We start from the raw sequence: 26,666 nt of genomic DNA, 5'->3' as shown, positions 1-26,666 counted from the left end.
CTTCGACCCCTGATGTGTGCCCGATGTGCGTCGACGGGGACCATGTGTGGGTGGGCGAGAGAGGAGAGTCGGGAGCGCCAGAGGCGCCCGACCCTGCCTCCGGTGCCTCACCGGCGGGCCTGCGGAGTCGTCGCCGGAAGGTGGTCGGCGCCCTGCTCAGGGTCGTCCTGCTGGTCGCGGTCGGTGCGGCGGTCGTCGTCTTCCGGGACCGGCTCGCCGAGTGGTGGGACGGCCTGGTGGGCGTCGCCTGGTCCTGGGTCGCCCTCGCCGCGCTGACCCAGTTGCTGTCCCTGCACTGCTTGGCGCTGCAGCAGCGCGTGCTCGTACGCGCGGGCGGCGGCGACGTCCCGCTGCGTCACGCCTCGACCACCATCTACGCCGGCAACACCATCGCCTCCACGGTCCCGGTGGCCGGGGCCGCGGCGAGCGCGGCGTACACCTACCGCCGGCTGCACGCGCTGGGCAACAGCCCCGCCCTCGTGGGCTGGGCGCTCGCGGTCTCCGGGATCGCGGCCACGGCCACGCTGGCCGTGGTCCTGGCCGTCGGGTCCGCGGCCACCGGCTCGCTCTGGGGGTCCCTCGGTGCCTTCCTCGCCACGGCGGCCGGCGTCCTGCCGGTGGTGGGGCTGGTGCTCGTCCTCCGGCACGAGCGGTCGCGCACCGTGGTCGTCCGGCTGGCCACCGGCGTCGTCACGACGCTGTCCCGCTGGGTGCGCTCGCTGCGGGGCAGGCAGGTGGAGCGGCGGATCGAGGAGCTGCTGACCTCCCTGGGTGCCTTCCGGTTGTCCTTCGGTGCCGCGTCCGCCGCAGGCCTGCTCGCGCTGGCCAACTGGGTGCTGGACGTCGCCGCCCTGGCGCTGGCGCTGGTGGCCGTCGGCGCGCCCGTCCCGTGGCAGGGGCTGCTGCTCGCCTGGGGCGCCGGTGCGCTGGTCTCCTCGGCGCGGCTCACCCCGGGCGGCATCGGGGTCGTGGAGGCGGCGCTGGCCTCGGCGCTGGTCGCCGTCGGCCTCCCGGCCAGCCAGGCGGTGCCGGCCGTGCTCGTCTACCGGCTGGTCAGCCTCTGGCTGCTCGTCGGGATCGGGGCGTTGCTCCTCCTGGCCGACCCGGGCTCCACGGCACGCGGGGGTCGCCGCCGGCACGCCGACACCCCCGCGAGCTGACCCGCGCGACCGCCCCGGGACGGCGCCGTCCCGTTTCGTGCGGTCTCCGGCGGGCACACCGGCTGGCGTGCGTGACCTCCCCGAACACTCCCCGTCCGGCCCGGCCACCGCACGCAGCGGCCGGGCGCCCGGCGTCCCACCCACCTTCGTCGACGGCACCCGGCTGTGGGTCGACGCCCGCCTGCGCGCGCTGGTCCAGGCCCGCATCGAGGCCCGGCTGCTGCGCCGGCTCGGCGGCCCGGTGCTCGACGGCCGGGTGCTGGAGCTGGGCACCGGCCGGCGCGGCACCGGCCTGCGGTCGGCGCTGGACACCTTCGGCGCCGCGCACGCCGACGGGGTCGAGATCTTCCCGGCCAGCGTTGCGGACTGTCGCGCGGCGGTGCGCGATCTCGGCGACCGGGTGCAGGTCAGCCAGGGCGACGCGACTCGGCTGAGCGCGGACGACGCCGCCTACGACGCGGTGTTCGGCTGGCACGTGCTGCACCACACCGAGGACTGGCGGGCGGTGGTCGCCGAGGCCGCGCGGGTGCTGCGCCCCGGCGGCCGCTTCTACTCCTGCGAGATGACCGCCCGGTTCATCGACAGCCGGTTGCTCCGCGCGGTCTCCGCCCACCCTGCCGACGGCGACCGCCCCACCCCCGCGACCCTGGCGGAGGCGTGCCGGGCCGCCGGGCTGACCGTCACCGCGCAGGAGACTCGGCTGGCCGGCTGCTGGACGGCGCTCGTCGCCACCCGGTCGTGACCGCGCCGGGGGACGGCTCCGGGCACTCCACGACCGGCACGCTCGCCGCCGCCCTCCGGCTGTTCCGCCGGCACGCCCCGGCCGCCTTCCTCGCCTCCGTCGTCGCCACCGCCGTCAACACCGTCCCCGACGTGCTGCGGCAGGTGCTGGTCTGGGACGACCCCCGCCTGTGGGCTGCTCTCGCCGTCGACGTCGTCGGTTTCCTGACCGCGCTGGTCGCGCAGCTGTGGGTGACCGGTGCGCTCGCCGGCCTGCTCGACGGCGGGCGGCTCACCCCGGCCGGTGCCCTGCGTCGGGGGGCCGCACTGGCGGTCCGGGCGGTGGGGAGTGCGCCCGGGACGGTGCTGGCCGGGGTGGTCACCGGCGGGGCGGTGTCGGCGCTGTTGACCCTGCCCGTGTCGATCGCCGCACTGGGCGCCGGCCGGGTGCTCGGGCCGCTGGACTCACCCGAAGTCGGTGCCTTCGCGGTGGCCACCGTCAGCGACGTCGTGGCCAGCGCGGCCACGCTGCCGTACCTGGCGTTCGTCCTGGTGTTGGTGGCCACCGGTTTCCGAGCCGGGCGGCCGGGCACCAGCCGGGCATGACGCTGAACTGGGACGTGACCCGGAAGAGCATCGGCACGCTGTCGATCTGGCTGGGGACCGGCGCCCTGTTCGCGCCGCGGGCGATGACCCGGGCGCTGGGGGTCGACGAGCGTGCCACCGGCAACGACATCGCGCTGCCGCTGTTGGTGCGGCTGATCGCCGCCCGGAACATCGCGATGGGCGCGGCCCTGCTGGTCACCCCCGTGCCCCAGGCCCGGCGCACCACGGAGGTCACCCTGCTGCTCACCGCGCTGGACGGCGCGGCCGTGCTGGTCGGTCGGCGCGGCGGCGACGTGGCCGACCGGAGCGTGGGGCTGTCGATGACCGTCCTCGGGCTGGCCGCGGCCGGCGCCGCGCACTGGCACCGCCGCTGACCGGCCCCGGTCAGTCGGCCGTCGGGCCACCGGCGAGCAGGGCACGCACCGCGTCGATCGTGTCGGCCTCGGCCGGGGTCTTGTCCGGGCGGTAGCGCAGCACCCGGGCGAACCGCAGCGCGACGCCGCCGGGATAGCGGGTGCTGCGCTGGGCGCCGTCCACCGCGATCTCGACCACGAGCTCGGGGCGCAGCAGCACGCCCCAGTCGGGGCGCTCGGCGGCGTGCTCGGGGAACGTCCGGGTCTGCCAGGCCAGCAGCTCGTCGGTCATCCCCTTGAACGTCTTGCCCACCATCACCGGCTCGCCGCCATCGGGGTCGCGGGCCCCGAGGTGGATGTTGGAGAGGGAACCGGCGCGCCTGCCGTACCCCCACTCGGCACCGAGCACGACCAGATCGAGGGTGTGCACCGGCTTGACCTTCTGCCACGCCTTGCCGCGGCGACCGGCGGCGTAGGGCGCGTCCAGCGCCTTGACCACCACGCCCTCGTGCCCGGCGGTCAGCGCGTCGTCGAGGACGCCGGCCGCCTCCTCCGGGGTGGGCCGGCGCACCCCGGGCATCCGCAGCGCCGCGTGGGCGTCGTCGGCCAGCAGCCCGGCCAGCGCGTCCAGCCGCACCGCCAGCGGCTCGTCGAGCAGGTCCCGGCCGTCCAGGTGCAGGACGTCGAAGAGGAACGGGCTCAGCAGGACGCCCGCGTCGGCCGACTCGCTGCCGAAGCGGCTCATCGTGTCCTGGAAGGCGCGCGGCCGGCCGTCGTCGTCCAGCGCGAGGGTCTCCCCGTCGAGCACGGCGGTGTCGCACGGCAGCGCCCGGACCCGTTCGACCAGCTCCGGCACGCCGTCGGTCACCTCCCGCAGCGACCGGGTCCACACCCGGACGACATCGCCGTCCCGGTGCACCTGGATCCGGGCGCCGTCGAGCTTGAACTCGACGGTGACGTCGGCACCGAGGTCGTCGAGCGCGGCGTCCAGCGACGACCCGGGGCTGGCCAGCATCGGCCGCACCGGGCGGCCCACCTCCAGCCGCACGCCCGCCAGCGCCGCGGCCCCGTCGGCCATCGCCAGCGCGGCGGTCTCCGGCAGCCGGCCGGAGAGCATGAAGGCCCGGCGGACGACGGGGGCCGGCACCTCGGCGGCGGCGGCGACCGCATCCAGCACGACGCCCTCCAGCGCACCCTGCCGGAGCTCGCCGGTGAGCAGCCGGACCAGGAACTGCTGCTCCTCCGGGGTCGCCGCGTCGAGCAGTCCGCCCAGGACGGCGTCACGCCGCGCCGCGGACCCGGCCCCGAATGTCCCGCCCAGGTCGGTCAGCGCCGAGTCGACCGCCGCGACGGTCAGCGACGGCGCGGCCGCGGTGCCCCCGCCCAGCCGGGACAGGGTGCGCCAGCCGACGCCGAGCCGGCCCTGGCGGGGCTCGCCGGCCAGCCACCCGGTGACCGGCACGACCTCGTCGGGGGCGGCGGCCCGCAGCAGTGCGGCGATGGCCGCGGCCTTGGCGGTCCGGGACCGGGTGGCCGTGACCGCGGTGGACGCGGCGAGGACGTCGGCGAGCAGCACCCGGTCATGTTCCCAGTCCGATGGGCTGGAGGACTCCCGTTCCGGGCCTCCGCAGGCCAGGATGCGCCCATGGACGTCGACGCACGGCTCCGCGACCTGGGCCTGGAGCTGCCCACCCCGATGGGGCCGGGCGGCAACTACCTGCCGGCCATGGCCGCCGGGGACCTGGTCTTCCTCTCCGGGATGGGCCCGGTCCGGCCCGACGGCACCCTGGTCACCGGCAAGGTCGGCGACGGTGGCCTGGACCTGGAGACCGCGCGGGAGGCCGCCCGGCTCACCGCGCTGCAGCTGCTCGCCGCGCTGCGCGCCGAGCTCGGTGACCTCGGCCGGGTCCGCCAGGTGGTGAAGCTCTTCGGGATGGTCAACTGCCGACCCGGGTTCAACCGCACGCCCGCCGTGATCGACGGCTGCTCGGACCTCTTCGTCGACGTGCTCGGCGACGCCGGCCGTGGTGCCCGGTCGGCGGTCGGCATGGCCGAGCTGCCGTTCGACATCGCCGTGGAGATCGAGGCCGTCGTCCGCATCACCGCGTGAACCCGTTCCCCGCCGAGAACCTCCAGGAGACGACGTGCTGCTCGAGACGATGACCTCAGCCGAGGTGCAGGCCGCGCTCGCGGACGGACGGTGCGACGTCATCGTGCCGTGCGGCGCGGTGGAACAGCACGGCCCGCACCTGCCGCTGGACGTGGACGCGGTGCACGCCGACCGGCTCGCGCTGGAGCTGGCACAGCGGCTCGGGACGGCGCTGGTCGCCCCCACGATCCGGGTCGGCGTCTCACCGCACCACATGGGCTTCGCCGGGACGATCAGCCTGCGCCCGGAGACCTTCGAGGCGGTCTACACCGACTACTGCCAGAGCCTGGCCGCGCACGGCTTCCGGTCCATCCTCTGCTTCTCCGCCCACGGCGGGAACTTCGCACCGCTGGCGGAGATGGCGGAGCGGCTGGACGCCGCCGTGGGACCGGACTGCCGGGTGGTCGTCTACTCCGACCTCCTCGGCCTGGTCGACCTCTGGCGGTCCGCCGTCGCCGACGCCGGGGGAGACCCCGACCGGGTCGGTGGGCACGCCGACGTCGCGGAGTCGTCCGTCTACGCCGTCCTCCGGCCCGGGCAGGTGCGCACCGAGCGGCTGGTCCGCGGGTACACCGGGCCGGTCGACGACGCCCTGCTGCAGCGGATGTTCACCGGCGGCATCGGGGCGATCTCCGACACCGGGGTCATGGGCGACGCGCACGGGCTCTCCACCGCCATCGGCGAGCTGTGCCTGGAGCGGGTCGCCGACGCGCTCGCGGCCCACTTCACGCAGCGACTGGAGGCCGTGCGGACGGAGCCCTGAGCGGGGGAGGATGCCGGGATGCCGCGCCTGCTGGTCGTCCACCACACGCCCTCGCCGGCCCTGCAGGCGGTGCTGACCGCCGTCCGCGAGGGCGTCGCGCTGGTCGAGGAGGTCGAGCTGACCGTGCGGCCCGCGCTGTCGGCGGGGGCGGCGGACGTGCTCGCCGCCGACGGCGTCCTGCTCGGGACGCCGGCCAACATCGGGTACATGTCCGGTGCGCTCAAGCACTTCTTCGACACGGTCTTCTACCCGTGCCTGGACGCCACGGCCGGTCTGCCGTACGGGGTCTACGTGCACGGCAACGACGACACGGCGGGCGCCCTGACCAGCGTGCAGCGGATCACCGGTGCGCTGGGCTGGCAGCAGGTGGCGGCACCGCTGAGCCTGACCGGGGCGCCGGGGGCCGAGGACCTCGAGGCGTGCCGGGAGCTGGCGGCGACGGTCGCGGTCGGTCTGTGACAGCGCGCGCACGATGACCGCCGCCGGGTCACCGCCGCGCGTGCCACCATGACGGCGTGGCTTCCACCTCCGCCTCGGCCAGCGCGCTGCTGCACCACGTGCGCACCGGACGGGCGCGGAGCCGCGCCGAGCTGGTCGCGCTGACCGGTTCGTCCCGGAACACGGTGAGCGCGCGGGTCGACCAGCTGATCGCGGCGAACCTGCTCGAGGAGGGCGGCCGCGGCTGGAGCACCGGTGGGCGGCCGCCGACGTTGCTGCGCTTCAACAGCCAGGCCGGGTGCGTGCTCGCCGTCGACCTGGGCGTGACCAGTGTGGACGTCGCGGTCACCGACCTGTCGGCGGAGATCCTGGCGACGGTGGGCCACCCCATCGACATCGCGGAGGGGCCCGGCCCGGTGCTGGCGGAGGTCGACCGGCTGGCCCAGGGGGTGCTGGCCGAGGCGGGCCTGACCCCGGCCGACGTGTGCGCCGTCGGCGTCGGCGTCCCCGGTCCGGTGGAGTTCTCCACCGGCCGCCCGGTGCACCCGCCGATCATGCCGGGCTGGCACGACCACCCGATCCCCAGCGCGTTCGGCCGGTACGACTGCCCGGTCTTCGCCGACAACGACGTGAACGTGATGGCGCTGGGCGAGATGGGCATCGCCGGGTCGACCGAGGACGTGCTGGTGATCAAGGTCGGCACCGGGATCGGCTGCGGCATCGTCGTCGACGGGCAGGTCTACCGCGGCGCGCAGGGCAGCGCCGGCGACATCGGGCACATCTCCGTCCCGCCGCCGCACGGGGAGCCCGTGCTCTGCCGGTGCGGCAACGAGAACTGCCTCGAGGCGATCGCCGGTGGCGGCGCCCTGCTCCGCGACGCGCTGGCGGCCGGCCTGCCGGTGACGACGACGCGCGAGCTGGTGCAGCTGGCCGCCCACGGTGACGGGCCGGCCCTGGAGCTGGTCCGCAACGCCGGCCGGACGATCGGCACCGTGCTGGCCAGCCTGGTGAACTTCTTCAACCCGCACCGGATCGTGATGACCGGTGGGGTGGCGCAGGCCGGGCCGCCGCTGCTGGCCGGCATCCGGGAGGCCGTCTACGGCCGCTCGCTGCCGCTGGCCGCCCGGACGCTGGACATCTCGGTGAGTGCGGCGCCGGACCTGTCCGGGCGGCTCGGTGCCGCGCTGATGGCGATCGAGGGCTTCCTGGACGAGGACTCCGCCTACCAGGTGGCGCGCGCCGACGCAGCCTCCGCTGAGGCCCCGACCGCCCGCTGACCTCGGGGTTCGTCCCCTCGGGCAGTCGCTTCCCAGGCCCACGGGCCGGGCTCGCGGCTGCCCGGCTGCGGTTGCGGTTCGGTAACGCCGCCGCGGTCTCTTGACCCCTGTGTGACGCCGGACATAGTGTCCCGCCTGACGTACTTCTGTTCAGTGCTGAGCATAAGTCTGGAGTGGTGGCATGACCGGCGTCCTGTTCGCCCGGCACGGGGTCTCTGCGTGAGCGCTCCGTCGGCGACGCCGCTGCTGGAGATGCACGGCATCGTCAAGCAGTTCCCCGGCGTCCGCGCCCTCGACGGCGTCGACCTCGACGTCCGGGCCGGTGAGGTGCACTGCCTGCTCGGCCAGAACGGCGCGGGCAAGTCCACCTTGATCAAGGTGCTCGCCGGCGCGCACCAGCCCGACGAGGGCCGGATCACCTGGGACGGAGCCGAGATCACCCTCGGCGACCCGCAGGCGGCGATGTCCCGGGGCATCGCCACGATCTACCAGGAGCTCGACCTGGTCGCCGGGCTGACCGTGGCGGACAACGTGTTCCTGGGCCGCGAGCGGTCCCACCTCGGCATCACCCGGCCGGCCCAGGGGAACCGGGCCGCCGGTGAGCTGCTGGCCCGGTTGGGGCACCCGGAGATCCGGCCCACCGCCGAGGTCGGCTCGCTGTCCGCGGCGTCCCAGCAGATGGTGAGCATGGCCCGGGCGTTGTCCCAGGACGCCCGGCTGATCGTGATGGACGAGCCCTCCGCGGTGCTCGACAGCGAGGAGGTCCAGCACCTCTTCCAGGTCATCCGCGACCTCACCGCCGAGGGCGTCGCCGTCGTCTACATCTCCCACCGGCTGGAGGAGATCCGGGACGTCGGTGACCGGATCACCGTGCTCAAGGACGGCCGGACGGTCGCCACCGGGCTTCCGGCGGCCGACACCTCCACCGGGGAGGTCATCACGCTGATGACCGGCCGGACCATCGAGTACGTCTTCCCGGAGCGCCGCGAGTTCCCCGGCCAGGCCGAGGAGCCGGTGCTGCAGGTGCAGGACCTCTCGCTGGCCGGCACGTTCAGCGACGTCTCCTTCGCCGTCCGACCGGGGGAGGTGCTCGGCCTGGCCGGGCTCGTCGGCTCGGGCCGGTCGGAGATCCTGGAGACCGTCTACGGGGCCCGGCGGGCCACCACCGGCACGGTGCAGGTCGCCGGGCGCCGGCTGCGGTCCGGCAACGTGGCCGCCGCCGTCGACGCGGGGGTCGGGCTGGCGCCGGAGGAGCGCAAGAGCCAGGGCCTGCTGCTGGGCGAGCCCATCTACCGCAACATCACGCTGGCCAGCCTGGCCCGCTTCGCCAACGGGGGCTTCCTGTCCGGAGGGGCGGAGAAGCAGGCCGCCCGGGACCAGGCCGAGGCGCTCGACCTGCGGCCGGTCGACGTCGACCGCGAGGTCCGCACGCTGTCCGGCGGCAACCAGCAGAAGGTCGTGCTGGCCCGCTGGCTGTTGCGCGACTGCAAGGTGCTGCTGCTCGACGAGCCCACCCGGGGCGTCGACGTCGGCGCGCGCTCGGAGATCTACGCGCTGATCCGGGCGCTGGCCGACCGCGGTGTCGCGGTGGTCGTCGTCTCCAGCGAGATCCCGGAGGTGCTCGGCATGGCCGATCAGGTGCTGGTGATCGCCGACGGCGCCATCGTCGCCCGCGGCCCGGCCGACGAGCTCGACGAGCACCGGGTGCTCGACATGGTCATGGAAGGAGCGGCCCCGACCTCGGGCGCCGCACGCGAAGGGGACGTGGCGTGATGAGTGAGACCACCACTGCGACTCCGCCGGCGGGCAGTGCTGCCGGCGCATCGGACGGCGGCGGCAAGGCGCCCAGCCTGCTGGGCGGTCCGCTGGGCCGCAACCTCGGGCTGGTCGTGGCCTTGCTGGTGCTCTGCGTGGTCGGCGCCATCACCGCGCCCGATCGCTTCGTCGACGTGGACAACGTGCTGACGATCCTGCGGGCGGCGGCTGTCATCGGCGTGGTGAGCGTCGGGATGACCTTCGTGATCATCGGCGGCGGGATCGACCTGTCGGTGGGCGCGCTGGTCGCGCTCTCCTCGGTCTGGGCGACGACGCTGGCCACCCAGGCGATGGCGGAGGACTTCCACTGGATCGTCATGGTCTTCACGGCGATCGCCGTCGGCGCCGGCGCCGGGCTGGTCAACGGGATCGTCATCGCCTACGGCAAGCTCGTCGCCTTCATCGCCACCCTGGCGATGCTCGCGGCCGCCCGTGGCCTGGCGGAGATCATCGCCAACCGGCGCACCCAGATCGTCCAGGACCGCGGCTTCATCGACTTCTTCGCCGGCGACGTGTTCGGCATCCCCTCGCTGGTGATCGTCTTCGCGCTGGTCGCCGCGGCCGGCTGGGTGCTGCTCAACCGCACTACGTTCGGCCGCCGCACCTTCGCCGTCGGCGGCAACGCCGAGGCCGCGCGGCTGGCCGGCATCCGGGTGCAGCGGCACACCGTGTGGCTGTACGTGCTGTCCGGGGTCACCTGCGGCATCGCCGCGGTCTTGCTGATGGCCCGGACGACGACCGGCAGCTCCACCCACGGCACCCTGCTGGAGCTCGACGCCATCGCCGCCGTGGTCATCGGCGGGACCCTGCTGGTCGGCGGCCGCGGCACCATCGTCGGCACCGTGCTGGGCGTGCTGATCTTCACCACGCTGGCCAACGTCTTCACGCTGAACAACCTCTCCAGCTCGGCGCAGGAGGTGGCCCGCGGCGTGATCATCGTGATCGCCGTCCTGCTGCAGCAGCGGCTGGCCCTCGGCGGTGCCCGGCCGCGGAAGAAGGCCCGCGGCGGCCCCAGCGGCGCCGCTGCCCCCGGCAGCCCGACCGGTGCCCAGCCCGGCGGGTCGGCCGCCGACGGCGGGCCGGCCGGTGCCCGCCCCGGCGACTCCGGCGGTCGCCCCCCGCACTGAGCCCGCTGCGGCGGGATCAGCACCGACGGCCGGCCCGCCCGGCCTCCGGCGCACCACCCGAACCACCCTGAACCCCCGACTCCTGGCTGCGCGGCCAGGGCGGCGATCTGCGAGGAGAGAACATGTCTGCAACGAGGCAGCGTCCGTACGGTCGCCTGCTGTCCACCGCCGTCTGCGTGGTGGGGGCCGGTGCCCTGGTGGCCGGCTGTACCAGCAACACGCCGGAGAGCTCCGGCTCCGACGAGGGCGGCGGCGACGTCGTCGCCAGCTCCAACGACGAGACCGGTGAGACGGTGCGGATCGGCTTCTCCGCGCCGGCCGCCGACCACGGCTGGATGGCCGGCATCAGCAACGCCGCCCAGGCTGAGGCCGACCGCCACGAGGACATCGACCTGGTCGTCGCCGAGGGCACCAACGAGGTCGGCGCCCAGATCGCGCAGGTCGAGACGTTCATCAACGAGGGCGTCGACGCGATCGTGCTGCTGCCCTTCGACGGCGCCGCGCTCACCCCGGTGGCGCTGCGGGCGATGGAGGCCGGTATCCCGGTGATCAACGTCGACCGCGAGTTCTCCAGCCCGTTCGCCGCCCGCGCCACCATCCTCGGCGACAACTACGGGATGGGCGTCTCCGCCGGCACGTACATCTGCTCCCGGCTGGGTGACCAGCCCGACGCCGTCGTGGCCGAGATCGCCGGCATCGACTCGCTGCCGCTGACCCAGGAGCGCAGCCAGGGCTTCGCCGACGCACTGGCCGACTGCGGCCTGGACGTGGACAACCGGGTGGCTGCGGAGTTCACCGTCGAGTCCGGTGAGGAGGTGGCGGCCAACCTGCTGCAGGCCGCACCGCAAATCGACGCGCTGTGGAACCACGACGACGACCAGGGCGTCGGCGTGCTGGCCGCGATCAACAACGCCGGCCGCGACGAGTTCTTCATGGTCGGCGGGGCCGGCTCGGCCAACGCCATGCGGGACATCCAGTCCGGTGACTCGGTGCTGGAGGCGACCGTCATCTACCCGGCGACCCAGGCCGCCGACGGCATCGCGCTGGCCCGCCTGATCGCCCAGGGCAAGAGCATGTCCGACCTGGTGTCCCAGGAGGTGCCGCGGGAGATCGTGCTGAACGCGCCGGTGGTCACGGCTGAGAACGTCGACCAGTACATCGACGACGCGTTCGAGTCCTGACCTCCCCGACCGGTGCCGTCGGTGACCCCCTCCGGTCACCGGCGGCGCCGGTCCCACCCCTGGAGCCTGCGATGACCCTCCCTGCCCGGCCGGCGCTGCGCGTCGGACTGATCGGCCACGCCTTCATGGGCGCGGCGCACTCCCACGCCTGGCGCACCGCGCCGCGCTTCTTCGACCTGCCCCTGACCCCGGAACTGACCGTGTTGGCCGGCCGGGACCCCGAGGGGGTCGCCGCCGCGGCCGCCCGGTACGGCTGGGCCGACACCGAGACCGACTGGCGCCGCGTGCTCGAGCGGGACGACGTCGACCTCGTCGACATCTGCACCCCCGGCCACACCCACGCCGAGATGGCGATCGCCGCGCTGGCGGCCGGCAAGCACGTGCTCTGCGAGAAGCCGCTGGCCAACTCCGTAGCCGAGGCCGAGGCGATGGCCGAGGCCGCCGAACGGGCCGCCGGCTCCGGGGTGCGTGCGATGGTCGGCTTCACCTACCGGCGGGTGCCGGCCATCACCCTGGCCCGGCAGTTGATCGCCGAGGGGCGGTTGGGACAGATCCGGCACGTCCGGGCCCAGTACCTGCAGGACTGGCTCACCGACCCCGCATCGCCGATGTCCTGGCGGCTGGAGAAGGACAAGGCCGGGTCCGGCGCGCTGGGTGACATCGGGGCGCACATCGTCGACCTCACCCAGTTCATCACCGGGCAGACGCTCACCGGCGTCAGCGCGATGCTGGAGACCTTCGTGAACAAGCGGCCGCTACCGGCCAGCAGCGGCCGGCTCGGCGGGGTCGGCGGCGAGGGGATGGGGGAGGTGACGGTCGACGACGCCGCCGTCTTCCTGGGCCGGTTCACCGGGGGAGCGCTCGGCACCTTCGAGGCCACCCGCTTCGCCCTCGGCCGGAAGAACGCCATCCGGATCGAGGTGAACGGCTCGGCCGGCAGCCTGGCCTTCGACTTCGAGGACATGAACGTCCTGCACTTCTTCGACGGCGGCGAGCCGGCCACGACGGCCGGCTTCCGGCGGATCGTCGTCACCGAAGCCGAGCACCCCTACGTCGGGGCCTGGTGGCCGGCCGGCCACGGACTGGGCTACGAGCACGGCTTCACCCACCAGGTGGTCGACCTGGTCACCGCGCTGGCCGCCGGCGAGCAGCCGACGCCGTCGTTCGCCGACGGCCTGCAGGTGCAGCGGGTGCTGGCCGCCGTGGAGCGCAGCGCCGCCGACAACTCCGCCTTCACCGAGATCGAAGGAGGGCACTGATGCCCCGCCCCGTCACCCTGTTCACCGGCCAGTGGGCCGACCTGCCGTTCGAGGAGGTGTGCCGGCTGGCCTCCGGGTGGGGCTACGACGGCCTGGAGATCGCCTGCTGGGGCGACCACCTCGACGTCGTCCGGTCCGCCGAGGACCCGGCTTACGTCAAGGAGCGGCTGGACCTGCTCGAGCGGCACGGCCTTCAGGTGTTCGCCATCTCCAACCACCTCAACGGCCAGGCGGTCTGCGACGACCCGATCGACGAGCGGCACCGCGGCATGGTGCACCCCCGGGTGTGGGGGGACGGCGACCCCGAGGGGGTGCGGCAGCGCGCGGCAGAGGAGATGAAGGCGACCGCGCGGGCGGCCCGGGCGCTGGGCGTCGACGTCGTCGTCGGGTTCACCGGGTCGAAGATCTGGAAGACCGTGGCGATGTTCCCGCCGGTGCCCGAGTCGATGATCGACGAGGGCTACGCCGACTTCGCCGCCCGCTGGAACCCGATCCTGGACGTGTTCGACGAGGTCGGGGTGAAGTTCGCGCACGAGGTGCACCCCTCGGAGATCGCCTACGACTACTGGACGACGGTGCGCACCCTGGAGGCGATCGGCCACCGCGAGGCGTTCGGGCTGAACTGGGACCCCAGCCACTTCGTCTGGCAGGACCTGGACCCGGTCGGCTTCCTCTGGGACTTCAAGGACCGGATCTACCACGTCGACTGCAAGGACGCGAAGAAGCAGGTCGGCAACGGGCGCAACGGCCGGATGGGGTCGCACCTGCCCTGGGCCGACCCGCGGCGCGGCTGGGACTTCGTCTCCACCGGGCACGGCGACGTCCCGTGGGAGGCCTGCTTCCGGATGCTCAACACCATCGGCTACGCCGGCCCCATCTCGGTGGAGTGGGAGGACGCCGGGATGGACCGACTGGTCGGAGCGCCCGAGGCGCTGGAGTTCGTCCGCCGGCTGGCGTTCGACCCGCCGGCCGCCGCCTTCGACGCCGCCTTCTCCAGCGGCGCCTGACCCGCCGGGCTGCGGGGCCACGGGGTCCCGCAGCCCGACGGCACACCGCTTGCCGCCGGACGGTCAGCGCATGATGCTCGTCACATGGTCAGCGCACCGGGTCCGACGTCGTCGGTCGAGGAGACCCCAGAGTCCACCGGCAAGGTGGACACGAAGTTCTACGAGAAGGAACTGTCCCGGCTGCAGACGGAGCTGGTGAAGCAGCAGGAGCACATCCGCGCGCGGGGCCTGCGGGTCGTCGTCCTCTTCGAAGGCCGCGATGCCGCTGGCAAGGGCGGCGCGATCCAGCGGATCACCGAGAGCCTCAACCCGCGGCACGCAAATGTCGTCGCGCTCCCGGCTCCGACCGAGCGGGAGAAAGGGCAGTGGTACTTCCAGCGGTACGTGGCGCACCTGCCCGGCCCGGGGGAGATGGTCTTGTTCGACCGGTCCTGGTACAACCGCGCGGGCGTCGAGCGGGTCATGGGCTTCTGCACCGACGAGGAGTACGAGGAGTTCCTCCGGTCGTGCCCGGAGTTCGAGCGGATGCTGGTGCGCAGCGGGATCACGGTCGTGAAGTACTGGTTCTCCGTCAGCGACACGGAGCAGGAGAAGCGCTTCCAGAAGCGGCTGAAGGACCCGACCAAGCGCTGGAAGCTCAGCCCGATGGACCTCGAGGCCCGGAACCGCTGGGTCGACTTCTCCCGGGCCAAGGACGCGATGTTCGCGGCCACCGACATCCCCGAGGCGCCCTGGTGGGTCGTCGAGGCCGAGGTGAAGAAGCGGGCCCGGCTCAACGTGATGGCCCATCTGCTGACCCAGGTGCCGTACGAGGACCTCACCCCGCCCGCGCCGGAGCTGCCGCCCCGACCGCCGGTGGAGGAGGACTACCTCCGGCCGCCCAAGGAGAGCCAGCACATCGTGCCCGACATCGTCCCCTGAGCGTGACTGCGGAGCTCGCCCTCCGCGCCGCAGCCGCGCCGGGTCGGCGTCCCTAGCGGGACGGGTCACCCTCCGGCACCTCGGTGGCGACCACCTCGGCCACCTCCGCGTCGTCGCCGGACAACCCCTCGGCCTGCTCGTGCTCGTCGTGGAAGGCCAGCCACTGCATCCCCAGGGCCTCGCGCTGCTCGTCGTCGACGGCCTCCTTGAAGGGCGGGAAGAAGTCCGTCTCCTCCTCGGCCATGTGGTCGGCGTTGACCTGGCGGGCGTTCCGGACTGCCTCCCACCACGCCTCGCTGCCGACCTGCTGCTCCCCGACGGCGGCCGCGGCGTGCCGGATCTCGTTGTGGTCGTGCACGCCCTCCGCCGTCTCCTGCTCGGCGTCCGCCTCCTGGGCGAGCAGCGGGTAGAACAGCTGCTCCTCGGCGACGGCGTGCACCTCGAGCTTGGCGTGCAGCGCCTCCCAGGCGGCGGCGAGCTCCTCGGCGGGCAGGTCGTCGAGCGCGGTGAACTCCCGCCGGAAGACCTCGTGCTCGGCCAGGACAAGGGCGGTGATCTCGAACTGCGACATGCCACTCGCTACCCGTTCCCCTGCACGGCATACGCGAGGGGCAGGGGGCCGCCGCGTCCGACACCGTTCCACCCGTCGCCCAGTGGTCCGGCGACTCCCTCGGCCCCGGAATCTGTGTTCAAGGGTGGGCTCGCTGTACACGGAGCTCATCCACAGTTCGTCGGCCGCGCCCGCCTGATCTGGTCGCACGGGCATTTCGCTTGAGGTGTGCGGACGAGCTGACTCTCTTCGTGAGGCGCGCCAGCTGATCGATCGATCAGCGTAGGGCGAGGACGGCGTCGTCAGTAGTGGGCCGCGCGGGCAGGCAGGCGTGCGGTCGGGACCGGCTAGCGTTCTTGACCGTGAGCCTGTTCCGACGAGGAATGAAGCCGAGCGCACCCGTCGAGTCGTCACTGCACGCGTGGCCGCAGGTGGAGCGGGCGCCGGTCAAGTACGAGGGAGTGGCACGAAGCAGTCTGGATCACCCGGACTTCAGGCCCTACGAGTTCCAGACCGAGGGTGGCATCTGGGTTCGCCTGCACGAGATGCAGTTCGCTGGCTTTGACTACCGAGTCCAACAACCGACGCTGACCATGCGCTTCGTCTACGACGATCCCGAGTGGACTCCAGTCGAGGCTCGCGCCACTCCCGTCGCCGTCTTTCGGTTCACCGACGTACAGGTGTGGCAGTGGGAGGACGACTACGACCTGGTCGAGACACCCGCGGACGTCCGCGGACAAGTCCGTCAACTCGACTACCACCCGCCCACCAACGTCTTCTCGCTCTTGACGGTGAACACCAGTCTGCTGTTCTCGGCCGCCCAGCTCACCGTCGAGCTACAGCAGCGGACGGGCATGTGAGGTGCGAGCCTCTCCACGCCCCCGGAGTCCCTGAATTGGTCGCTCACGGGCACGAGCGCCGGCTCGCCCAGAGGGCGGCTTCGGAAGCGTCCCTCACGCTCGGGGGAACTCGCGCGCTCAGCAGTCCTCGTGCACGACCAAGAGGTGCCGACCCTCGCTCTTGAACTCCGAACATGTGAACTGCGAGTACGGAGACTGGCGCGAAAGCTCCCGCGCCGACTGACAGAACGTCTCGCGCCCGTCGGCCGGCACCTCCGTCGTCTCACCCAGATGGTCATGCAGCACTCGCACCGAAGGATCGTGCAGCAACTTCCGCAGACGCTTCTCGGTGATGAGTCCTCCCCGCCGGATCCACGTGACTCCGCTGCGGTCGGTGAACTCGGGCTGCAGAGCGAGGTTGGGGATTGGCGCTGACTGATCTGCGCCCGGCTGCGCCGGGTCCAACTGGTCCACGACCTGCGCGAAGGACTGCCTGCGCGTTGGACGTCGGCGCACCATGCGGTCAATCTATGGGTGCACACCGGTCTTGCATGGGAAGCGGGCGGTGTCCCTTGGTGGGCCGCTGAGAGGCGCCACCGCCGGCTCGCCCAGAGGGTGGCTCGAGCGCCAACACGCAGAGATCGCCCTGAGTGACAGATCCGCGCAGAAGACTCACGCTGTCGCCGTGGATGCCGAGGCTGAGGGCGTGCTGCGTCGCTTCGCAGACATGCTCGGGAGTGAGGTGGAGGTGACCTACTCCGTCGATGCGGGCGCAAGCGAGACGGTGCGGGAAGTCCACGAGGTGCTGAGCAGCTTCGTTCCTGAGCAGGGCGTCGTCGAACTCGAACGTCATGGGGAGCCGATCCGACTGCGCTTCGAGCAGGACCAGCTCCTCCGACTCCTGCGGGATGCGGGCGCCGAAAGAGGCGGTGCCTGCGGTGACCGTCTCTCTGACGAGGAGGCGTCAGCCAGCTGGCTGACGGTCTACCTGGAGGAGTCCATCGAGACACAGGAAGCCGACCCAACCGGTTGGTGGGTGTACGAGGACCACGGGTTCACGCCGATGCACGCCTGGGAGGTAGCCGCCCAGCGACTCGAACGGCGCCTCGCAGAGGCTCGGCGTAGGGCAGCCCTCCGGGTGGAGTGAGTCAACCGAAGTGGTTCGCGCAGGGACACGGGCCGCAGGCATCCGGGACGACGGTTCCGCCGGGGCTACGGTCGGTGGCATGCCTCCCAGGCCCTTCGAACGGGTGGCCGCCAACAAGTCCAGGGCCGCAGCCTTCTTTCGCCACGTGGTCGAGCAGGGTGTCTGCTTCAGCTGGGGGACCGACGAAGGAGTCACGCCGTGGGAGGACCGCAACGGGGACACACTGCTTCCGTTGTGGCCTGACGAGGCATCTGCGTCCTCGGAGAACCAGGACGACGGCGAGCCGGGTGAGCGGGTCCTCGAACGACCGCTGGACGAGCTCGTGAGCAGCCTGCGTCGCTGGGCGGATGCCGACGTGGGGATCGCCGTCCACCCAGTTGACGGCCACATCGCTGGTACGTACTCGGTCCGCGACTTCGCGACCCGACTGCTGGACGAGGTCCCGCAGGACCAACGCGAGTCGGCTGCCTGGATGAACGATCCCGCCGGACTGGCTCGGGTCTTGCCGTAGCCAGGACCACGACGGTCAGGTCGTCCCTGAGTGGCCCGCTACGAGACGAGTGAGCCGGCCGGCTGGAGAGACGCGATCGCGCAGCCGATCATGAGTGCGTGAACGCGCCTGACGCGGCTGGCCGCCTGTCCGTCTGGCACTGGCACGGTCGCGACCGGGTGTCAGTGGAGGACCTCGAGTACCTCGTCGCGGCCACTTCGCGGCATGAGTGGCGACAGACCGTCATCCGGCTGCGGCTGCCGGACTGGAAGTGCGCCGGCACGATCAAGGTGAGCGACCCACGGTTCGCCGTGGCCGCTGCCGCCCCCGGGCTCGTCCTCTGGCGAGAGTTGGGTGCGAGGACCGAGTGGCTGGACGAGGCGGCCCTCGAAGAACTGCGGCGGACGTCAACACTCAGAGAACTGGGCGCCGGCCGCTTCTCCGAGCCGGTGGACCGCCCGCGGGACTGAGCACCAGCGCGACTGCGGTGTCCCGTAGGGACCGTTGAGGGCGACGGGGCGGGTTCTCCGGAGCCAACGACGCGACTCCCGCTGACCCGTCATCGCCGAGGTGCCCCGGTGGGTGGTCGAGGCCGAGGTGAAGAAGCGGGCCCGGCTCAACGTGATGGCCCACGCGCTGAGCCAGGTGCCGTATGAGGCCTCACCCCGCCCGCGCCGGAGCTGCCGCCCCGATCGCCGGTGGAGGAGGACTGCCTCCGGCCGCCCAAGGAGAGCCAGCACATCGTCCCCTGAGCCGGCCGCGGCGGCCGCCTCTCGTGCTGCAGGCTCAGCCGGGTCGACGGTGCCGCACCCGGCCATGTCGACCCCGAAGGTGGCCTCAGCGACATCCGCCAGACGTGCTCTCGACGGACTCAGCGTGGGTCATGCTCTTCGATTGCGCGCTGCAGGGCTTCGGCGCGCGCGCCTCGCCCGAGGTACATGGTGCGGAAGTTCCAGGCCGTGATGGCGACGATGCCCACGGTCCATGCGACGAGGAAGCCCACGCCCCCGGCGGCAGATCCGGCGTCCATGTGGGTCCACCCGAACCAGATCAGGAGCGCCGCCACGGGCAGGCTGGCGAGCCACGTGGCCCGGCTGAATCGACCACCGGGGCGTGTCCATCTCGGTCCCGCCCACACCCACATCGAATCGGCCTCCCGCCCGTCACCGCTCCAGATCACTCCTGGTCCCGGGCAGTCCAGCAGGACGCCGTCCACCTGCGCCAGGCACAAGAGAGGTGAGGTGACCCGCCCGGGGTCCCTGAGTGGGCCGCTCAGGGCGCTGAGCCGGCTGTCTGCGTCGCAGCCGCAGGGCGGAGGCCGCCGACCTAGGCGTCGCCGAGGACGTGCCGCTGGAGCCAGTCGTTGCGGAAGGCGCCGCGCGGGTCGAGCCGGTCGACCAGGGCCAGGAAGTCGGCGTGGCGCGGGTACCGGGGGGCGAGGGTGGCCGCGTCGGCGAGGAAGAGCTTGCCCCAGTGCGGGCGGGCGCCGAGCGGCAGCAGCTGGGCCTCCAGTTCGACCAGCAGCTCCTCGACGTCGGCCTGGGCGGGCAGCCAGGTGAAGTGCAGGCCGAGGGTGGGCTCGCCGTACGCGGTGCTCATCCACAGCTCGTCGGCGGCGATCGTGCGGACCTCGCAGATCTGCAGCAGCGGCCGGATCCGGTGCGCCAGCGAGCGCAGCACCTCCAGCGCCTCCACCCCTGCGGTGCGGGGCAGCAGGTACTCGGACTGGATCTCGTTGCCGTTGCTCGGGGTGAAGCCCATCCGGAAGTGCGGCAGCCGGTCCGACCAGAGGCCGGCGCTGCCCAGCTGCGCGGTGGTGGGCGCCGGGTCGATGCCGGGCAGCGGGTGCAGCTCGGTGGCGGCCTCGACCGCGCCGAACAGGTCACCGGCGGGAGAGTCGGCGGCGTCCGTGCGGGACTTCACCCAGACCATGTCCACGCTCGGTCCCAGCCCCGTGAACAGGCTGACGCTGTAGCCGGCCGACAGGACCTCGTCCAGGTTGCCGTACAGCGCGTCCCAGGGCAGCTGCTCGAACACCCGCTGCTGCACCTCGAAGGTCGGCTCGACGTCGAGGGTCATCCGGGTGACCGCCCCGAGCGCGCCCAGCCCGACGACCATGCCGTCGAAGTCGGCGTCGCCGCGCGCGCACCGGACCAGTTCCCCGCTGGAGGTCACCAGCTCCAGGCCGGCGACCGCCGTCGCCAGGTTGCCGTTGCCGACACCGGATCCGTGCGTGGCCGTGGCCACCGCGCCGGCGATCGAGATGTGCGGGAGCGAGGCCAGGTTGTGCAGTGCCAGGCCCTCGCGGTGCAGGGCGGCAGCCAGCTCGCCGTACCGGAGGCCCGCATCGACGGTGACCGTGCGCCGGTCGCTGCTCACGTCGACCCGGTCGGAGGTCATCGCCTCCAGCGACACCAGCTCGGCGCTGTCGCCGATGGCGGTGAAGGAGTGCCGAGAGCCCAGCACCCGCACCTGCCGGGCGTTCGCGATCGTCTGCTGCAGCTGGGCCAGCGACTCCGGCCGGTGCAGCTGCGTCGCGCGATAGGTGTGGTTGCCTGCCCAGTTCGTGGTCGCCAGTGCCACGGGTGCCTCGGTCACACCCCAGTCTCCCGCAGGTGCGTCGTCCGCGTCGGGCGGGACGTCGGTCAGAGCAGCCGGTCGAGGTCGTCCGGCCCCGGCCCGGTGCCCCCGGAGTCGCGGACGGGGGACGACTCGGGCACGTCGTCGTCGGGTGGCTCGTCGGCGACCGGCCCCTCGGCGTAGAGGGTGCTGGGGTCCTTGGGGTCCATCTCACGCACGACGGGTGCGTGCCCGGGGAAGTCGGGCTGAAACGCAGCGCCGGGTCACCAAGGGCCCTCCCCGCCGCCGAAGTACACGGTGACGAACAGCCAGCCGAAGACGACCAGCAGTGCGACGAACTCCAGGGCGTACAGCTGCCAGCCGCCGTTGGCGATCTGCTGGCGCAGTCCGGGCTCGTCCGAGTGACCGGAGTCGGGGGTGTCGGCCATGGGTCTCTCCTCCCAGGACGGGAGCCCCACCGCGGCGCACTCGTGGACCGAGGGCCACGCCGGGCCGCCGGAGGGGCTCGGGTCCCCGGGCTCGGCTCGCCCGGGTCGACCACCTCCATGCCCAGCCCGGGCGCGATCCAGACGTGGAAGCCGACTCCGGGTGGTCCCGGGCCACGCGCGCAGCCCCAGGCGTCCCATTGACACCATTCCGCTGACCTCCCTACGGTCGGGCGCGTTCCACCGGACTGACCGAGGGCACGACCCCGTTCGCCGTTCCTGGTGCTGCGGGGCACGGCCCCCGCCACCGCGCGATGACGCCGGTGGACCACCACGGACACCGGAGTCCCGCATGCCTGGACGCGCCACCCTGCCCTCCTCCCGTCAGCCGGCCGCCGCGGCGACCCGACGGCACCGACGGCGCCACTGGCCCCTGGTGGCCACCCTCAGCACCGGCCTCCTCGTCGGCAGCGCGGCCGCACCGGCCGCCGCGGGCGAGGGTCACCCGGGACGCGGCGGCGGCTCCGACCGCGGCTCCGCGAGCACGACCGTCGAGCCCTTCGGCACCGCGCCCGACGGCACCCCGGTCGAGCGCTGGACGCTGAGCAACGGCGACATGACGGTCCGGGTGCTCACCTACGGCGGTGTCATCCAGACCCTGGAGGTGCCCGACGAGGACGGGGACGTGGAGAACGTCGTCCTGGGCTTCCCCGACGTGGCCGGCTACGCCTCGGACGCCGACCCGTACTTCGGCTCGCTCATCGGCCGCTACGGCAACCGCATCGCCGGCGGCACCTTCGACATCGAGGACGAGACCTACCAGCTGCCGCTCAACGACGGCCCGAACACCCTGCACGGCGGGCCCGACGGGTTCGACGACCGGGTGTGGACGGCGACCCCCGTCGGCAACGACCGCGTGGCCGCGCTGCGGCTGGAGCTGGTCAGCCCGGCCGGGGACCAGGGCTTCCCCGGCACCCTCACCACCGCGGTCACCTACGCCATGGACGCGAACAACCGGCTGGCCGTCCGCTACGAGGCCACCACCGACGCACCGACCGTCGTGAACCTCACCCAGCACACCTACTGGAACCTCGGCGGCGAGGGGTCCGGCACCATCTACGACCACGAGCTCAAGATCGACGCCGACGCCTACACCCCGGTCGACGAGACGCTCATCCCCACCGGGGAGATCGCGCCGGTCGAGGGCACGCCGTTCGACTTCCGTGAGCCCACCGCGATCGGGGAGCGCATCCGGGTGGCCGACCAGCAGATCCTGTACGGCCAGGGCTACGACCACAACTGGGTGCTCGACCGCGAGGACAACGGCGCGCGCGAGGGCTCGGACAGCGAGGACGCCCTGGAGAAGGCCGCCGTACTGCACGACCCGGACAGCGGCCGGACTCTGACGATCGCCACCACCGAGCCGGGCCTGCAGTTCTACTCGGGCAACTTCCTCGACGGCACGATCGTGGGCACCGGCGGGAGCGTCTACCGGCAGGGTGACGGGCTGGCGCTGGAGACCCAGCACTTCCCGGACTCCCCGAACCAGCCCGAGTTCCCCTCGACGGAGCTCCAGCCGGGCGAGGAGTACCAGAGCACCACGGTGTTCATCCTGGACAACTGACGGCCGGGTCGCCGGCTGCGGGTGGGGCTCCCCACTCGCAGCCGGCGACGTCAGGCGTCGTAGTCGACGGTGACCTCGTCGGTCAGCGGCAGCGACTGGCAGGTCAGCACGTACCCGGCGTCCACTTCGCCGGGGTCCAGCGCGTAGTTGCGGCGCATCTCCACCTCGCCGTCGGTGACCCGGGCCCGGCAGGTGCCGCACACCCCGCCCTTGCAGGCGAACGGCAGGTCGCCGCGCACCTGCTGCGCCGAGTCGAGCACTGGCACCCCGCGCGGCAGGGTCAGCGTCGTGGTGCGGCCGTCCAGCACGATCGTCACCGAGCTGCTCGGACCCTCGACGGTCTGGTCGTCGCCGCGGACCGGCTCCGGCGGCAGGTCGTCGACGTAGAACAGCTCCTGGTGCACCCGCTCGGTCGGCACGCCCAGCTCGGTGAGCAGCTCGCGGGCGTCGGTGACCATCCCGTGTGGGCCGCACAGCCACCAGTGGTCCACCTGCGGTGCGTCGGTGAAGGCGTCGACCAGGGTGCGCAACCGGTCGCCGTCCAGCCGGCCACTGGTCAGCTCGGCGTCCCGCGGCTCGCGGGACAGCACGTGCACCAGCTGCAGTCGGGTGCCGTAGCGGTCCTTCAGGTCGGCGAGCTCGTCTGCGAACATGACCGTGTTGGTGCGGCGGTTGCCGTAGAAGACGGTCACGGTCGACTCGCCGTCCCGCAGCACGGTGGCGGCCAGCGAGAGCACCGGCGTGACCCCGGACCCGGCGACGACGAACACGTGGTCGCCGGGCACCGACAGGTCGGCGGTGAAGGTGCCCGACGGGGGGAGCACCTCGATCTCGTCGCCCGGCCGCACCTCGTTGACCAGGTAGGCGGAGAAGAAGCCGCCGGGCACCTCGCGGACCCCGACCCGGGGTGCGGCGCCGACCGGCGCGCAGATGGAGTAGGAGCGCCGCTCGTCCCGGTCGCCGTCCACCCGGCGCAGGGTCAGCGCCTGGCCGGGGCGGAACCGGTAGTCCTCGGCCAGCTCGGGCGGGACGTCGAAGGTCACCGCCACGGCGTCGTCGGTGAGCCGCTCGACCTGGGCGACCTTCAGCGGGTGGAACTGCGGACGCCGGCGGGCGGGGGCCGTCATCAGATCTCCTTGAGGTGCTCGAAGGGCTCCAGGCAGACCCGGCAGCGGCGCATCGCCTTGCACGCGGTCCCGCTGAACTCGCTGATCTCCTCTGTGTCGGCCGACCCGCACTGCGGGCAGCTCGCCGTCCGCCGGGACGGGCCGAGCTGCAGCGGCACGGGGCCCGTGTGGCGTACCGGCGCGTCGCCAGGCGGTGCGATGCCGCCGTCGGCCAGCTTGCGGCGGCCGGCCAGGCTGATCCAGTCGGTGCTCCAGGCGGGGGAGAGGACGGTGCGGACGTCGACGTCGGCGAACCCGGCCCGGTGCAGCGCGTGCACCAGGTCCGCGCGCATGACGCCCATCGCCGGGCAGCCGGAGTAGGTGGGGGTGATCTCCACGACGACCGTGCCGTCCTCGTCCCGGACGTCGCGCAGCACGCCGAGGTCGGCCAGTGTCAGCATGGGCAGCTCGGGGTCGGTGACCGTCTCCGCCACCGCCCGCGCGTCAGAGGGGCCAAAATCGCGACTTTGGCCCCTCGGGGTCGACGACATCGCGGTCACCAGGTCGCGGCCGGGTGTTCGCGGGCGGTGGACTGCAGCTCGGTCAACAGCGTGGTGAAGTCCGCGCTGTGCTCACCGGCGCGGCCGCGGCTGGGCTGCGGGGTGGGCCACTCGGGCGCGGTGAGGGTCGCCCGCTCCAGCACGAGGGTGAGCACGTCGCGCACCTCGTCGGTGAGCTCTGCCGGGTCGACGGCCACCCCGGCGGCGGTCAGCCGGGTCTCGACGTCGGTGGCGGTGAACAGGTCGGCGAGCAGCGGCCAGACGGCGTCGACGCCGGCCTGGGTGCGGCGGTGTGACTCCGGTGTCCCGTCGCCGAGCCGGAGCACCCAGCGGGCGGCGTGGTCGCGGTGGTAGGTCAGCTCGGGGACGCCCTTGGCGGCGATCGCGGCGAGCACCGGGTCGCGGGACTCGCGCAGCCGGGCGAACAGTGCCAGCCGCCAGGCGGAGGCGGCCAGCAGTCGGACGACGGTCTGCCCGAAGTCGCCGTTGGGCGCCTCGACGAGTCCGGAGTGGCGGAACTCGTCGGGATCGCGGAAGTAGGCCAGCGCGTCCTCGTCGGGGATGCTCGCCGTCGCCCGTTCGCGGCTGCGGCCGAGCACGCCGACCGACCCCGCGCGGGCCAGCAGCAGCCGGGCCTGGCCGAGCAGGTCCAGCCCGCAGTTGGCCAGCGCGACCTCTTCTTCGAGCTCGGGGGCGTTGGTCACCCACTGGGTGAGCCGCTGGCAGAGCACCAGCGCGTCGTCGCCGAGCATCAGGCAGTAGGCGCCCAGGTCAGCCGGGTCGATGCCCTCGGGCACGGTGGTGTCGACCCCGGCCAGCGGCTCGTCGAAGCCGGTGCCGAAGGCCCACTGCCCCTCGCCCCCGTGCGCATGGTCCAACGCCTCGTACACGGTCTCTTCATGCGCCATGCGAAACCTCTCTTCCGGGCACGGAGTGCACGGCCATCGGCCTTCTCTCAGGGGCCCGCCCGCCGAGGAACGAGGCGGGTGGGGGGAGAGGAGGTCCTTCACATGTGGGGGACGTTCTCCGGGATCTCGTAGAACGTCGGGTGCCGGTAGACCTTGTCGCCGCTGGGGGCGAACAGCGGGTCCTTCTCGTCGGGGCTGGAGGCGGTGATGGCGCCGGCCTGGACCACCCAGATGCTCACGCCCTCGTTGCGCCGGGTGTAGAGGTCGCGGGCGGCGTGCACGGCCATCTCGTCGTCGGGGGCGTGCAGCGAGCCGACGTGCACGTGGTTCAGCCCGCGCTTGCCGCGGACGAACACCTCGTACAGCGGCCAGTCGCGCTTGCTCACCGCCGGCTGGTCGGCCACCGGCACGCCCGGCCCGGTGGGGACGGCGCCGTGCCCACCCTCGGCGGTGACGTCGCCCATCGGCCCGCCGGCGTCCTGGTCGCTCATCAGGCGCTCACGGCCGCGTGCTTGTCGGCGTAGGCGGTCGCCGCCTCGGTGACCCACGCGTTGTCGTCGCGGGCGGCCCGGCGGCGGGCGATCCGCTCGTCGTTGCACGGGCCGTTGCCGGCCAGCACCTGCTTGAACTCCGACCAGTCGATGGCGCCGAAGCGGTAGCGGCCGGTCTCGGGGTCCAGGGCGAGCTCGGGGTCGGGCAGCGTCACGCCGAGCACCTCGGCCTGCGGCACGGTCATGTCGACGAAGCGCTGGCGCAGCTCGTCGTTGCTGTGCCGCTTGACGCCCCAGGCCATCGACTGGGCCGAGTTGGGGCTGTCGTCGTCCGGCGGGCCGAACATCATCAGCGACGGCCACCACCAGCGGTCGACGGAGTCCTGCACCATCGCCCGCTGGGCGTCGGTGCCGCGCATCATCGTCATCAGCAGCTCGTAGCCCTGCCGCTGGTGGAAGGACTCCTCCTTGCAGACCCGGATCATCGCCCGGGCATAGGGCCCGTAAGAGCTGCGGCACAGCGGCACCTGGTTGCAGATCGCCGCGCCGTCGACCAGCCAGCCGATGACGCCGACGTCGGCGTAGGTGAGCGTCGGGTAGTTGAAGATCGAGCTGTACTTCTGCTTGCGCTCGATGAGCTTGTCGGTGAGGTCGGCCCGGTCGGCGCCGAGGGTCTCGGCGGCCGAGTAGAGGTACAACCCGTGGCCGGCCTCGTCCTGCACCTTGGCCAGCAGGATCGCCTTGCGCCGCAGGCTGGGGGCGGCGAGCAGCCAGTCGCCCTCGGGCTGCATGCCGATGATCTCCGAGTGGGCGTGCTGGGCGATCTGCCGGATCAGGCCCTTGCGGTAGCCCTCGGGCATCCAGTCGCGCGGCTCGATGCGGTGGTCGGCCGCGATCGTGGCGTCGAACTGCTGCTGCAGCACGGTCTCGTCCGGAGTCGGGCGGTCCAGCGTCGGCGCAGACATGACGTCCCCTCGTTGGGCGATCAATTACTGACCATGCGGTCGGTATTCAGTGTCCACCCTCGCGCGGCGCGGCACAACCCGTCCCGGCCGGGCGGCGCGACGCGGGTTGACAGCCGTCCCGGCGAGGAGTTGGTTACTGACCACCTGGACGGTATTTGGGTGCCGCGTGCGCCCGGCCGGCCGGCCGGCAACGACGCTCGGCGAC

Annotated in this window: 31 protein-coding genes; 19 read left to right on the top strand and 12 right to left on the bottom strand. The window is 72.9% G+C overall.

Features of this window, described 5'->3' with window-relative positions:
- Positions 1 to 140 precede the first annotated feature (140 nt).
- From O2W53_RS12040 to O2W53_RS12025, 4 genes are all read left to right on the top strand, one after another.
- Positions 141 to 1,160 (top strand): lysylphosphatidylglycerol synthase transmembrane domain-containing protein, encoded by a 1,020-nt coding sequence (locus O2W53_RS12040; protein WP_269163274.1) that lies wholly within the window; start codon positions 141 to 143, stop codon positions 1,158 to 1,160.
- 67 nt (positions 1,161 to 1,227) lie between these two features.
- Complete coding sequence (locus tag O2W53_RS12035) at positions 1,228 to 1,902, top strand: class I SAM-dependent methyltransferase (RefSeq protein ID WP_269163273.1); 675 nt, start codon at positions 1,228 to 1,230, stop codon at positions 1,900 to 1,902.
- On the top strand, positions 1,899 to 2,486 hold the full coding sequence (locus O2W53_RS12030; RefSeq protein WP_269163272.1) for a hypothetical protein: 588 nt from the start codon (positions 1,899 to 1,901) through the stop codon (positions 2,484 to 2,486). The genes O2W53_RS12035 and O2W53_RS12030 overlap by 4 nt, the downstream gene beginning before the upstream one ends.
- Entirely contained in the window at positions 2,483 to 2,860 is a 378-nt protein-coding gene (locus tag O2W53_RS12025; protein WP_269163271.1) for a DUF4267 domain-containing protein, read from the top strand. Before O2W53_RS12030 ends, O2W53_RS12025 begins: the two co-directional genes overlap by 4 nt.
- Before the next feature lie 10 nt (positions 2,861 to 2,870).
- Here O2W53_RS12025 and O2W53_RS12020 read toward each other — a convergent pair whose 3' ends face one another.
- Positions 2,871 to 4,415 (bottom strand): ATP-dependent DNA ligase, encoded by a 1,545-nt coding sequence (locus O2W53_RS12020; protein ID WP_269163270.1) that lies wholly within the window; start codon positions 4,413 to 4,415, stop codon positions 2,871 to 2,873.
- Positions 4,416 to 4,484: 69 nt separating this feature from the next.
- Here O2W53_RS12020 and O2W53_RS12015 point away from each other — a divergent pair, with 69 nt between their 5' ends.
- The 10 genes from O2W53_RS12015 to ppk2 all read left to right on the top strand — a co-directional run bounded on the left by O2W53_RS12015 (position 4,485) and on the right by ppk2 (position 14,776).
- Positions 4,485 to 4,949 (top strand): RidA family protein, encoded by a 465-nt coding sequence (locus tag O2W53_RS12015; RefSeq protein ID WP_269163269.1) that lies wholly within the window; start codon positions 4,485 to 4,487, stop codon positions 4,947 to 4,949.
- A gap of 34 nt (positions 4,950 to 4,983) precedes the next feature.
- Entirely contained in the window at positions 4,984 to 5,751 is a 768-nt protein-coding gene (locus O2W53_RS12010) for a creatininase family protein (RefSeq protein ID WP_269163268.1), read from the top strand.
- A gap of 18 nt (positions 5,752 to 5,769) precedes the next feature.
- A complete protein-coding gene (locus tag O2W53_RS12005; RefSeq protein ID WP_269163267.1) occupies positions 5,770 to 6,210 on the top strand; it encodes a flavodoxin family protein in 441 nt (146 codons plus the stop codon).
- Between the two features lie 56 nt (positions 6,211 to 6,266).
- Positions 6,267 to 7,466 carry an ROK family protein gene (locus O2W53_RS12000; RefSeq protein ID WP_269163266.1) on the top strand — a complete coding sequence of 400 codons (1,200 nt, stop codon included), beginning with the start codon at positions 6,267 to 6,269 and terminating at the stop codon, positions 7,464 to 7,466.
- Between the two features lie 219 nt (positions 7,467 to 7,685).
- On the top strand, positions 7,686 to 9,239 hold the full coding sequence (locus tag O2W53_RS11995; RefSeq protein ID WP_269163265.1) for a sugar ABC transporter ATP-binding protein: 1,554 nt from the start codon (positions 7,686 to 7,688) through the stop codon (positions 9,237 to 9,239).
- Entirely contained in the window at positions 9,239 to 10,408 is a 1,170-nt protein-coding gene (locus O2W53_RS11990) for an ABC transporter permease (RefSeq protein WP_269163264.1), read from the top strand. The genes O2W53_RS11995 and O2W53_RS11990 overlap by 1 nt, the downstream gene beginning before the upstream one ends.
- A 122-nt stretch (positions 10,409 to 10,530) precedes the next feature.
- On the top strand, positions 10,531 to 11,589 hold the full coding sequence (locus O2W53_RS11985) for a substrate-binding domain-containing protein (protein ID WP_269163263.1): 1,059 nt from the start codon (positions 10,531 to 10,533) through the stop codon (positions 11,587 to 11,589).
- 71 nt (positions 11,590 to 11,660) lie between these two features.
- Positions 11,661 to 12,848 carry a Gfo/Idh/MocA family protein gene (locus O2W53_RS11980; protein ID WP_269163262.1) on the top strand — a complete coding sequence of 396 codons (1,188 nt, stop codon included), beginning with the start codon at positions 11,661 to 11,663 and terminating at the stop codon, positions 12,846 to 12,848.
- Positions 12,848 to 13,855, top strand: a complete 1,008-nt coding sequence (locus O2W53_RS11975; protein ID WP_269163261.1) for a sugar phosphate isomerase/epimerase family protein — start codon at positions 12,848 to 12,850, stop codon at positions 13,853 to 13,855. The genes O2W53_RS11980 and O2W53_RS11975 overlap by 1 nt, the downstream gene beginning before the upstream one ends.
- Before the next feature lie 84 nt (positions 13,856 to 13,939).
- Positions 13,940 to 14,776: a polyphosphate kinase 2 gene (gene ppk2, locus O2W53_RS11970; protein WP_269163260.1), complete on the top strand. Its 837-nt coding sequence runs from the start codon at positions 13,940 to 13,942 to the stop codon at positions 14,774 to 14,776.
- Between the two features lie 52 nt (positions 14,777 to 14,828).
- Here the strand turns inward: ppk2 and O2W53_RS11965 are convergent, their stop codons facing one another.
- The gene (locus tag O2W53_RS11965; protein ID WP_269163259.1) at positions 14,829 to 15,347 is read right to left on the bottom strand and encodes a hemerythrin domain-containing protein; all 519 of its coding nucleotides are present in this window, start codon (positions 15,345 to 15,347) and stop codon (positions 14,829 to 14,831) included.
- 341 nt (positions 15,348 to 15,688) lie between these two features.
- Between O2W53_RS11965 and O2W53_RS11960 the strand changes: the two genes are divergently transcribed.
- Entirely contained in the window at positions 15,689 to 16,186 is a 498-nt protein-coding gene (locus O2W53_RS11960) for a hypothetical protein (protein WP_269163258.1), read from the top strand.
- A 117-nt stretch (positions 16,187 to 16,303) separates the two neighbouring features.
- Here the strand turns inward: O2W53_RS11960 and O2W53_RS11955 are convergent, their stop codons facing one another.
- Positions 16,304 to 16,684, bottom strand: a complete 381-nt coding sequence (locus tag O2W53_RS11955) for a hypothetical protein (protein ID WP_269163257.1) — start codon at positions 16,682 to 16,684, stop codon at positions 16,304 to 16,306.
- A gap of 166 nt (positions 16,685 to 16,850) precedes the next feature.
- On the opposite strand from O2W53_RS11955, the gene O2W53_RS11950 reads away from it, so the two are divergent.
- The 3 genes from O2W53_RS11950 to O2W53_RS11940 all read left to right on the top strand — a co-directional run bounded on the left by O2W53_RS11950 (position 16,851) and on the right by O2W53_RS11940 (position 18,272).
- The gene (locus O2W53_RS11950) at positions 16,851 to 17,312 is read left to right on the top strand and encodes a hypothetical protein (RefSeq protein WP_269163256.1); all 462 of its coding nucleotides are present in this window, start codon (positions 16,851 to 16,853) and stop codon (positions 17,310 to 17,312) included.
- A gap of 79 nt (positions 17,313 to 17,391) precedes the next feature.
- On the top strand, positions 17,392 to 17,823 hold the full coding sequence (locus O2W53_RS11945; protein WP_269163255.1) for a DUF2750 domain-containing protein: 432 nt from the start codon (positions 17,392 to 17,394) through the stop codon (positions 17,821 to 17,823).
- A gap of 98 nt (positions 17,824 to 17,921) precedes the next feature.
- A complete protein-coding gene (locus O2W53_RS11940) occupies positions 17,922 to 18,272 on the top strand; it encodes a hypothetical protein (protein WP_269163254.1) in 351 nt (116 codons plus the stop codon).
- A gap of 401 nt (positions 18,273 to 18,673) precedes the next feature.
- On the opposite strand, the gene O2W53_RS11935 is transcribed toward O2W53_RS11940, so the two are convergent.
- From O2W53_RS11935 to O2W53_RS11920, 4 genes are all read right to left on the bottom strand, one after another.
- Positions 18,674 to 18,868 (bottom strand): hypothetical protein, encoded by a 195-nt coding sequence (locus O2W53_RS11935; protein WP_269163253.1) that lies wholly within the window; start codon positions 18,866 to 18,868, stop codon positions 18,674 to 18,676.
- Between the two features lie 260 nt (positions 18,869 to 19,128).
- Positions 19,129 to 20,400, bottom strand: a complete 1,272-nt coding sequence (locus tag O2W53_RS11930) for a D-arabinono-1,4-lactone oxidase (protein ID WP_269163252.1) — start codon at positions 20,398 to 20,400, stop codon at positions 19,129 to 19,131.
- Between the two features lie 47 nt (positions 20,401 to 20,447).
- Positions 20,448 to 20,600 carry a hypothetical protein gene (locus O2W53_RS11925; RefSeq protein WP_164699637.1) on the bottom strand — a complete coding sequence of 51 codons (153 nt, stop codon included), beginning with the start codon at positions 20,598 to 20,600 and terminating at the stop codon, positions 20,448 to 20,450.
- Between the two features lie 45 nt (positions 20,601 to 20,645).
- Positions 20,646 to 20,810, bottom strand: a complete 165-nt coding sequence (locus O2W53_RS11920) for a hypothetical protein (protein WP_269163251.1) — start codon at positions 20,808 to 20,810, stop codon at positions 20,646 to 20,648.
- 349 nt (positions 20,811 to 21,159) lie between these two features.
- Here O2W53_RS11920 and O2W53_RS11915 point away from each other — a divergent pair, with 349 nt between their 5' ends.
- The gene (locus tag O2W53_RS11915; RefSeq protein ID WP_269163250.1) at positions 21,160 to 22,431 is read left to right on the top strand and encodes an aldose epimerase family protein; all 1,272 of its coding nucleotides are present in this window, start codon (positions 21,160 to 21,162) and stop codon (positions 22,429 to 22,431) included.
- A gap of 50 nt (positions 22,432 to 22,481) precedes the next feature.
- On the opposite strand, the gene paaE is transcribed toward O2W53_RS11915, so the two are convergent.
- The 5 genes from paaE to paaA all read right to left on the bottom strand — a co-directional run bounded on the left by paaE (position 22,482) and on the right by paaA (position 26,461).
- The gene (paaE, locus tag O2W53_RS11910) at positions 22,482 to 23,558 is read right to left on the bottom strand and encodes a 1,2-phenylacetyl-CoA epoxidase subunit PaaE (RefSeq protein WP_269163249.1); all 1,077 of its coding nucleotides are present in this window, start codon (positions 23,556 to 23,558) and stop codon (positions 22,482 to 22,484) included.
- Positions 23,558 to 24,031 (bottom strand): 1,2-phenylacetyl-CoA epoxidase subunit PaaD, encoded by a 474-nt coding sequence (gene paaD, locus O2W53_RS11905; RefSeq protein ID WP_269163248.1) that lies wholly within the window; start codon positions 24,029 to 24,031, stop codon positions 23,558 to 23,560. The genes paaE and paaD overlap by 1 nt, the downstream gene beginning before the upstream one ends.
- Before the next feature lie 62 nt (positions 24,032 to 24,093).
- Positions 24,094 to 25,005 (bottom strand): 1,2-phenylacetyl-CoA epoxidase subunit PaaC, encoded by a 912-nt coding sequence (gene paaC, locus O2W53_RS11900; protein WP_269163247.1) that lies wholly within the window; start codon positions 25,003 to 25,005, stop codon positions 24,094 to 24,096.
- Between the two features lie 98 nt (positions 25,006 to 25,103).
- Complete coding sequence (paaB, locus tag O2W53_RS11895; RefSeq protein ID WP_442929280.1) at positions 25,104 to 25,496, bottom strand: 1,2-phenylacetyl-CoA epoxidase subunit PaaB; 393 nt, start codon at positions 25,494 to 25,496, stop codon at positions 25,104 to 25,106.
- A complete protein-coding gene (gene paaA / locus O2W53_RS11890; RefSeq protein WP_269163246.1) occupies positions 25,496 to 26,461 on the bottom strand; it encodes a 1,2-phenylacetyl-CoA epoxidase subunit PaaA in 966 nt (321 codons plus the stop codon). Before paaA ends, paaB begins: the two co-directional genes overlap by 1 nt.
- Positions 26,462 to 26,666: the final 205 nt, after the last annotated feature.

Source organism: Modestobacter sp. VKM Ac-2978, from assembly GCF_026968025.1.
Lineage (GTDB): Bacteria > Actinomycetota > Actinomycetes > Mycobacteriales > Geodermatophilaceae > Modestobacter.
The sequence above is the reverse complement of the archived record's forward strand: the minus strand, read 5'-3'. Positions and strand labels throughout refer to the sequence as shown.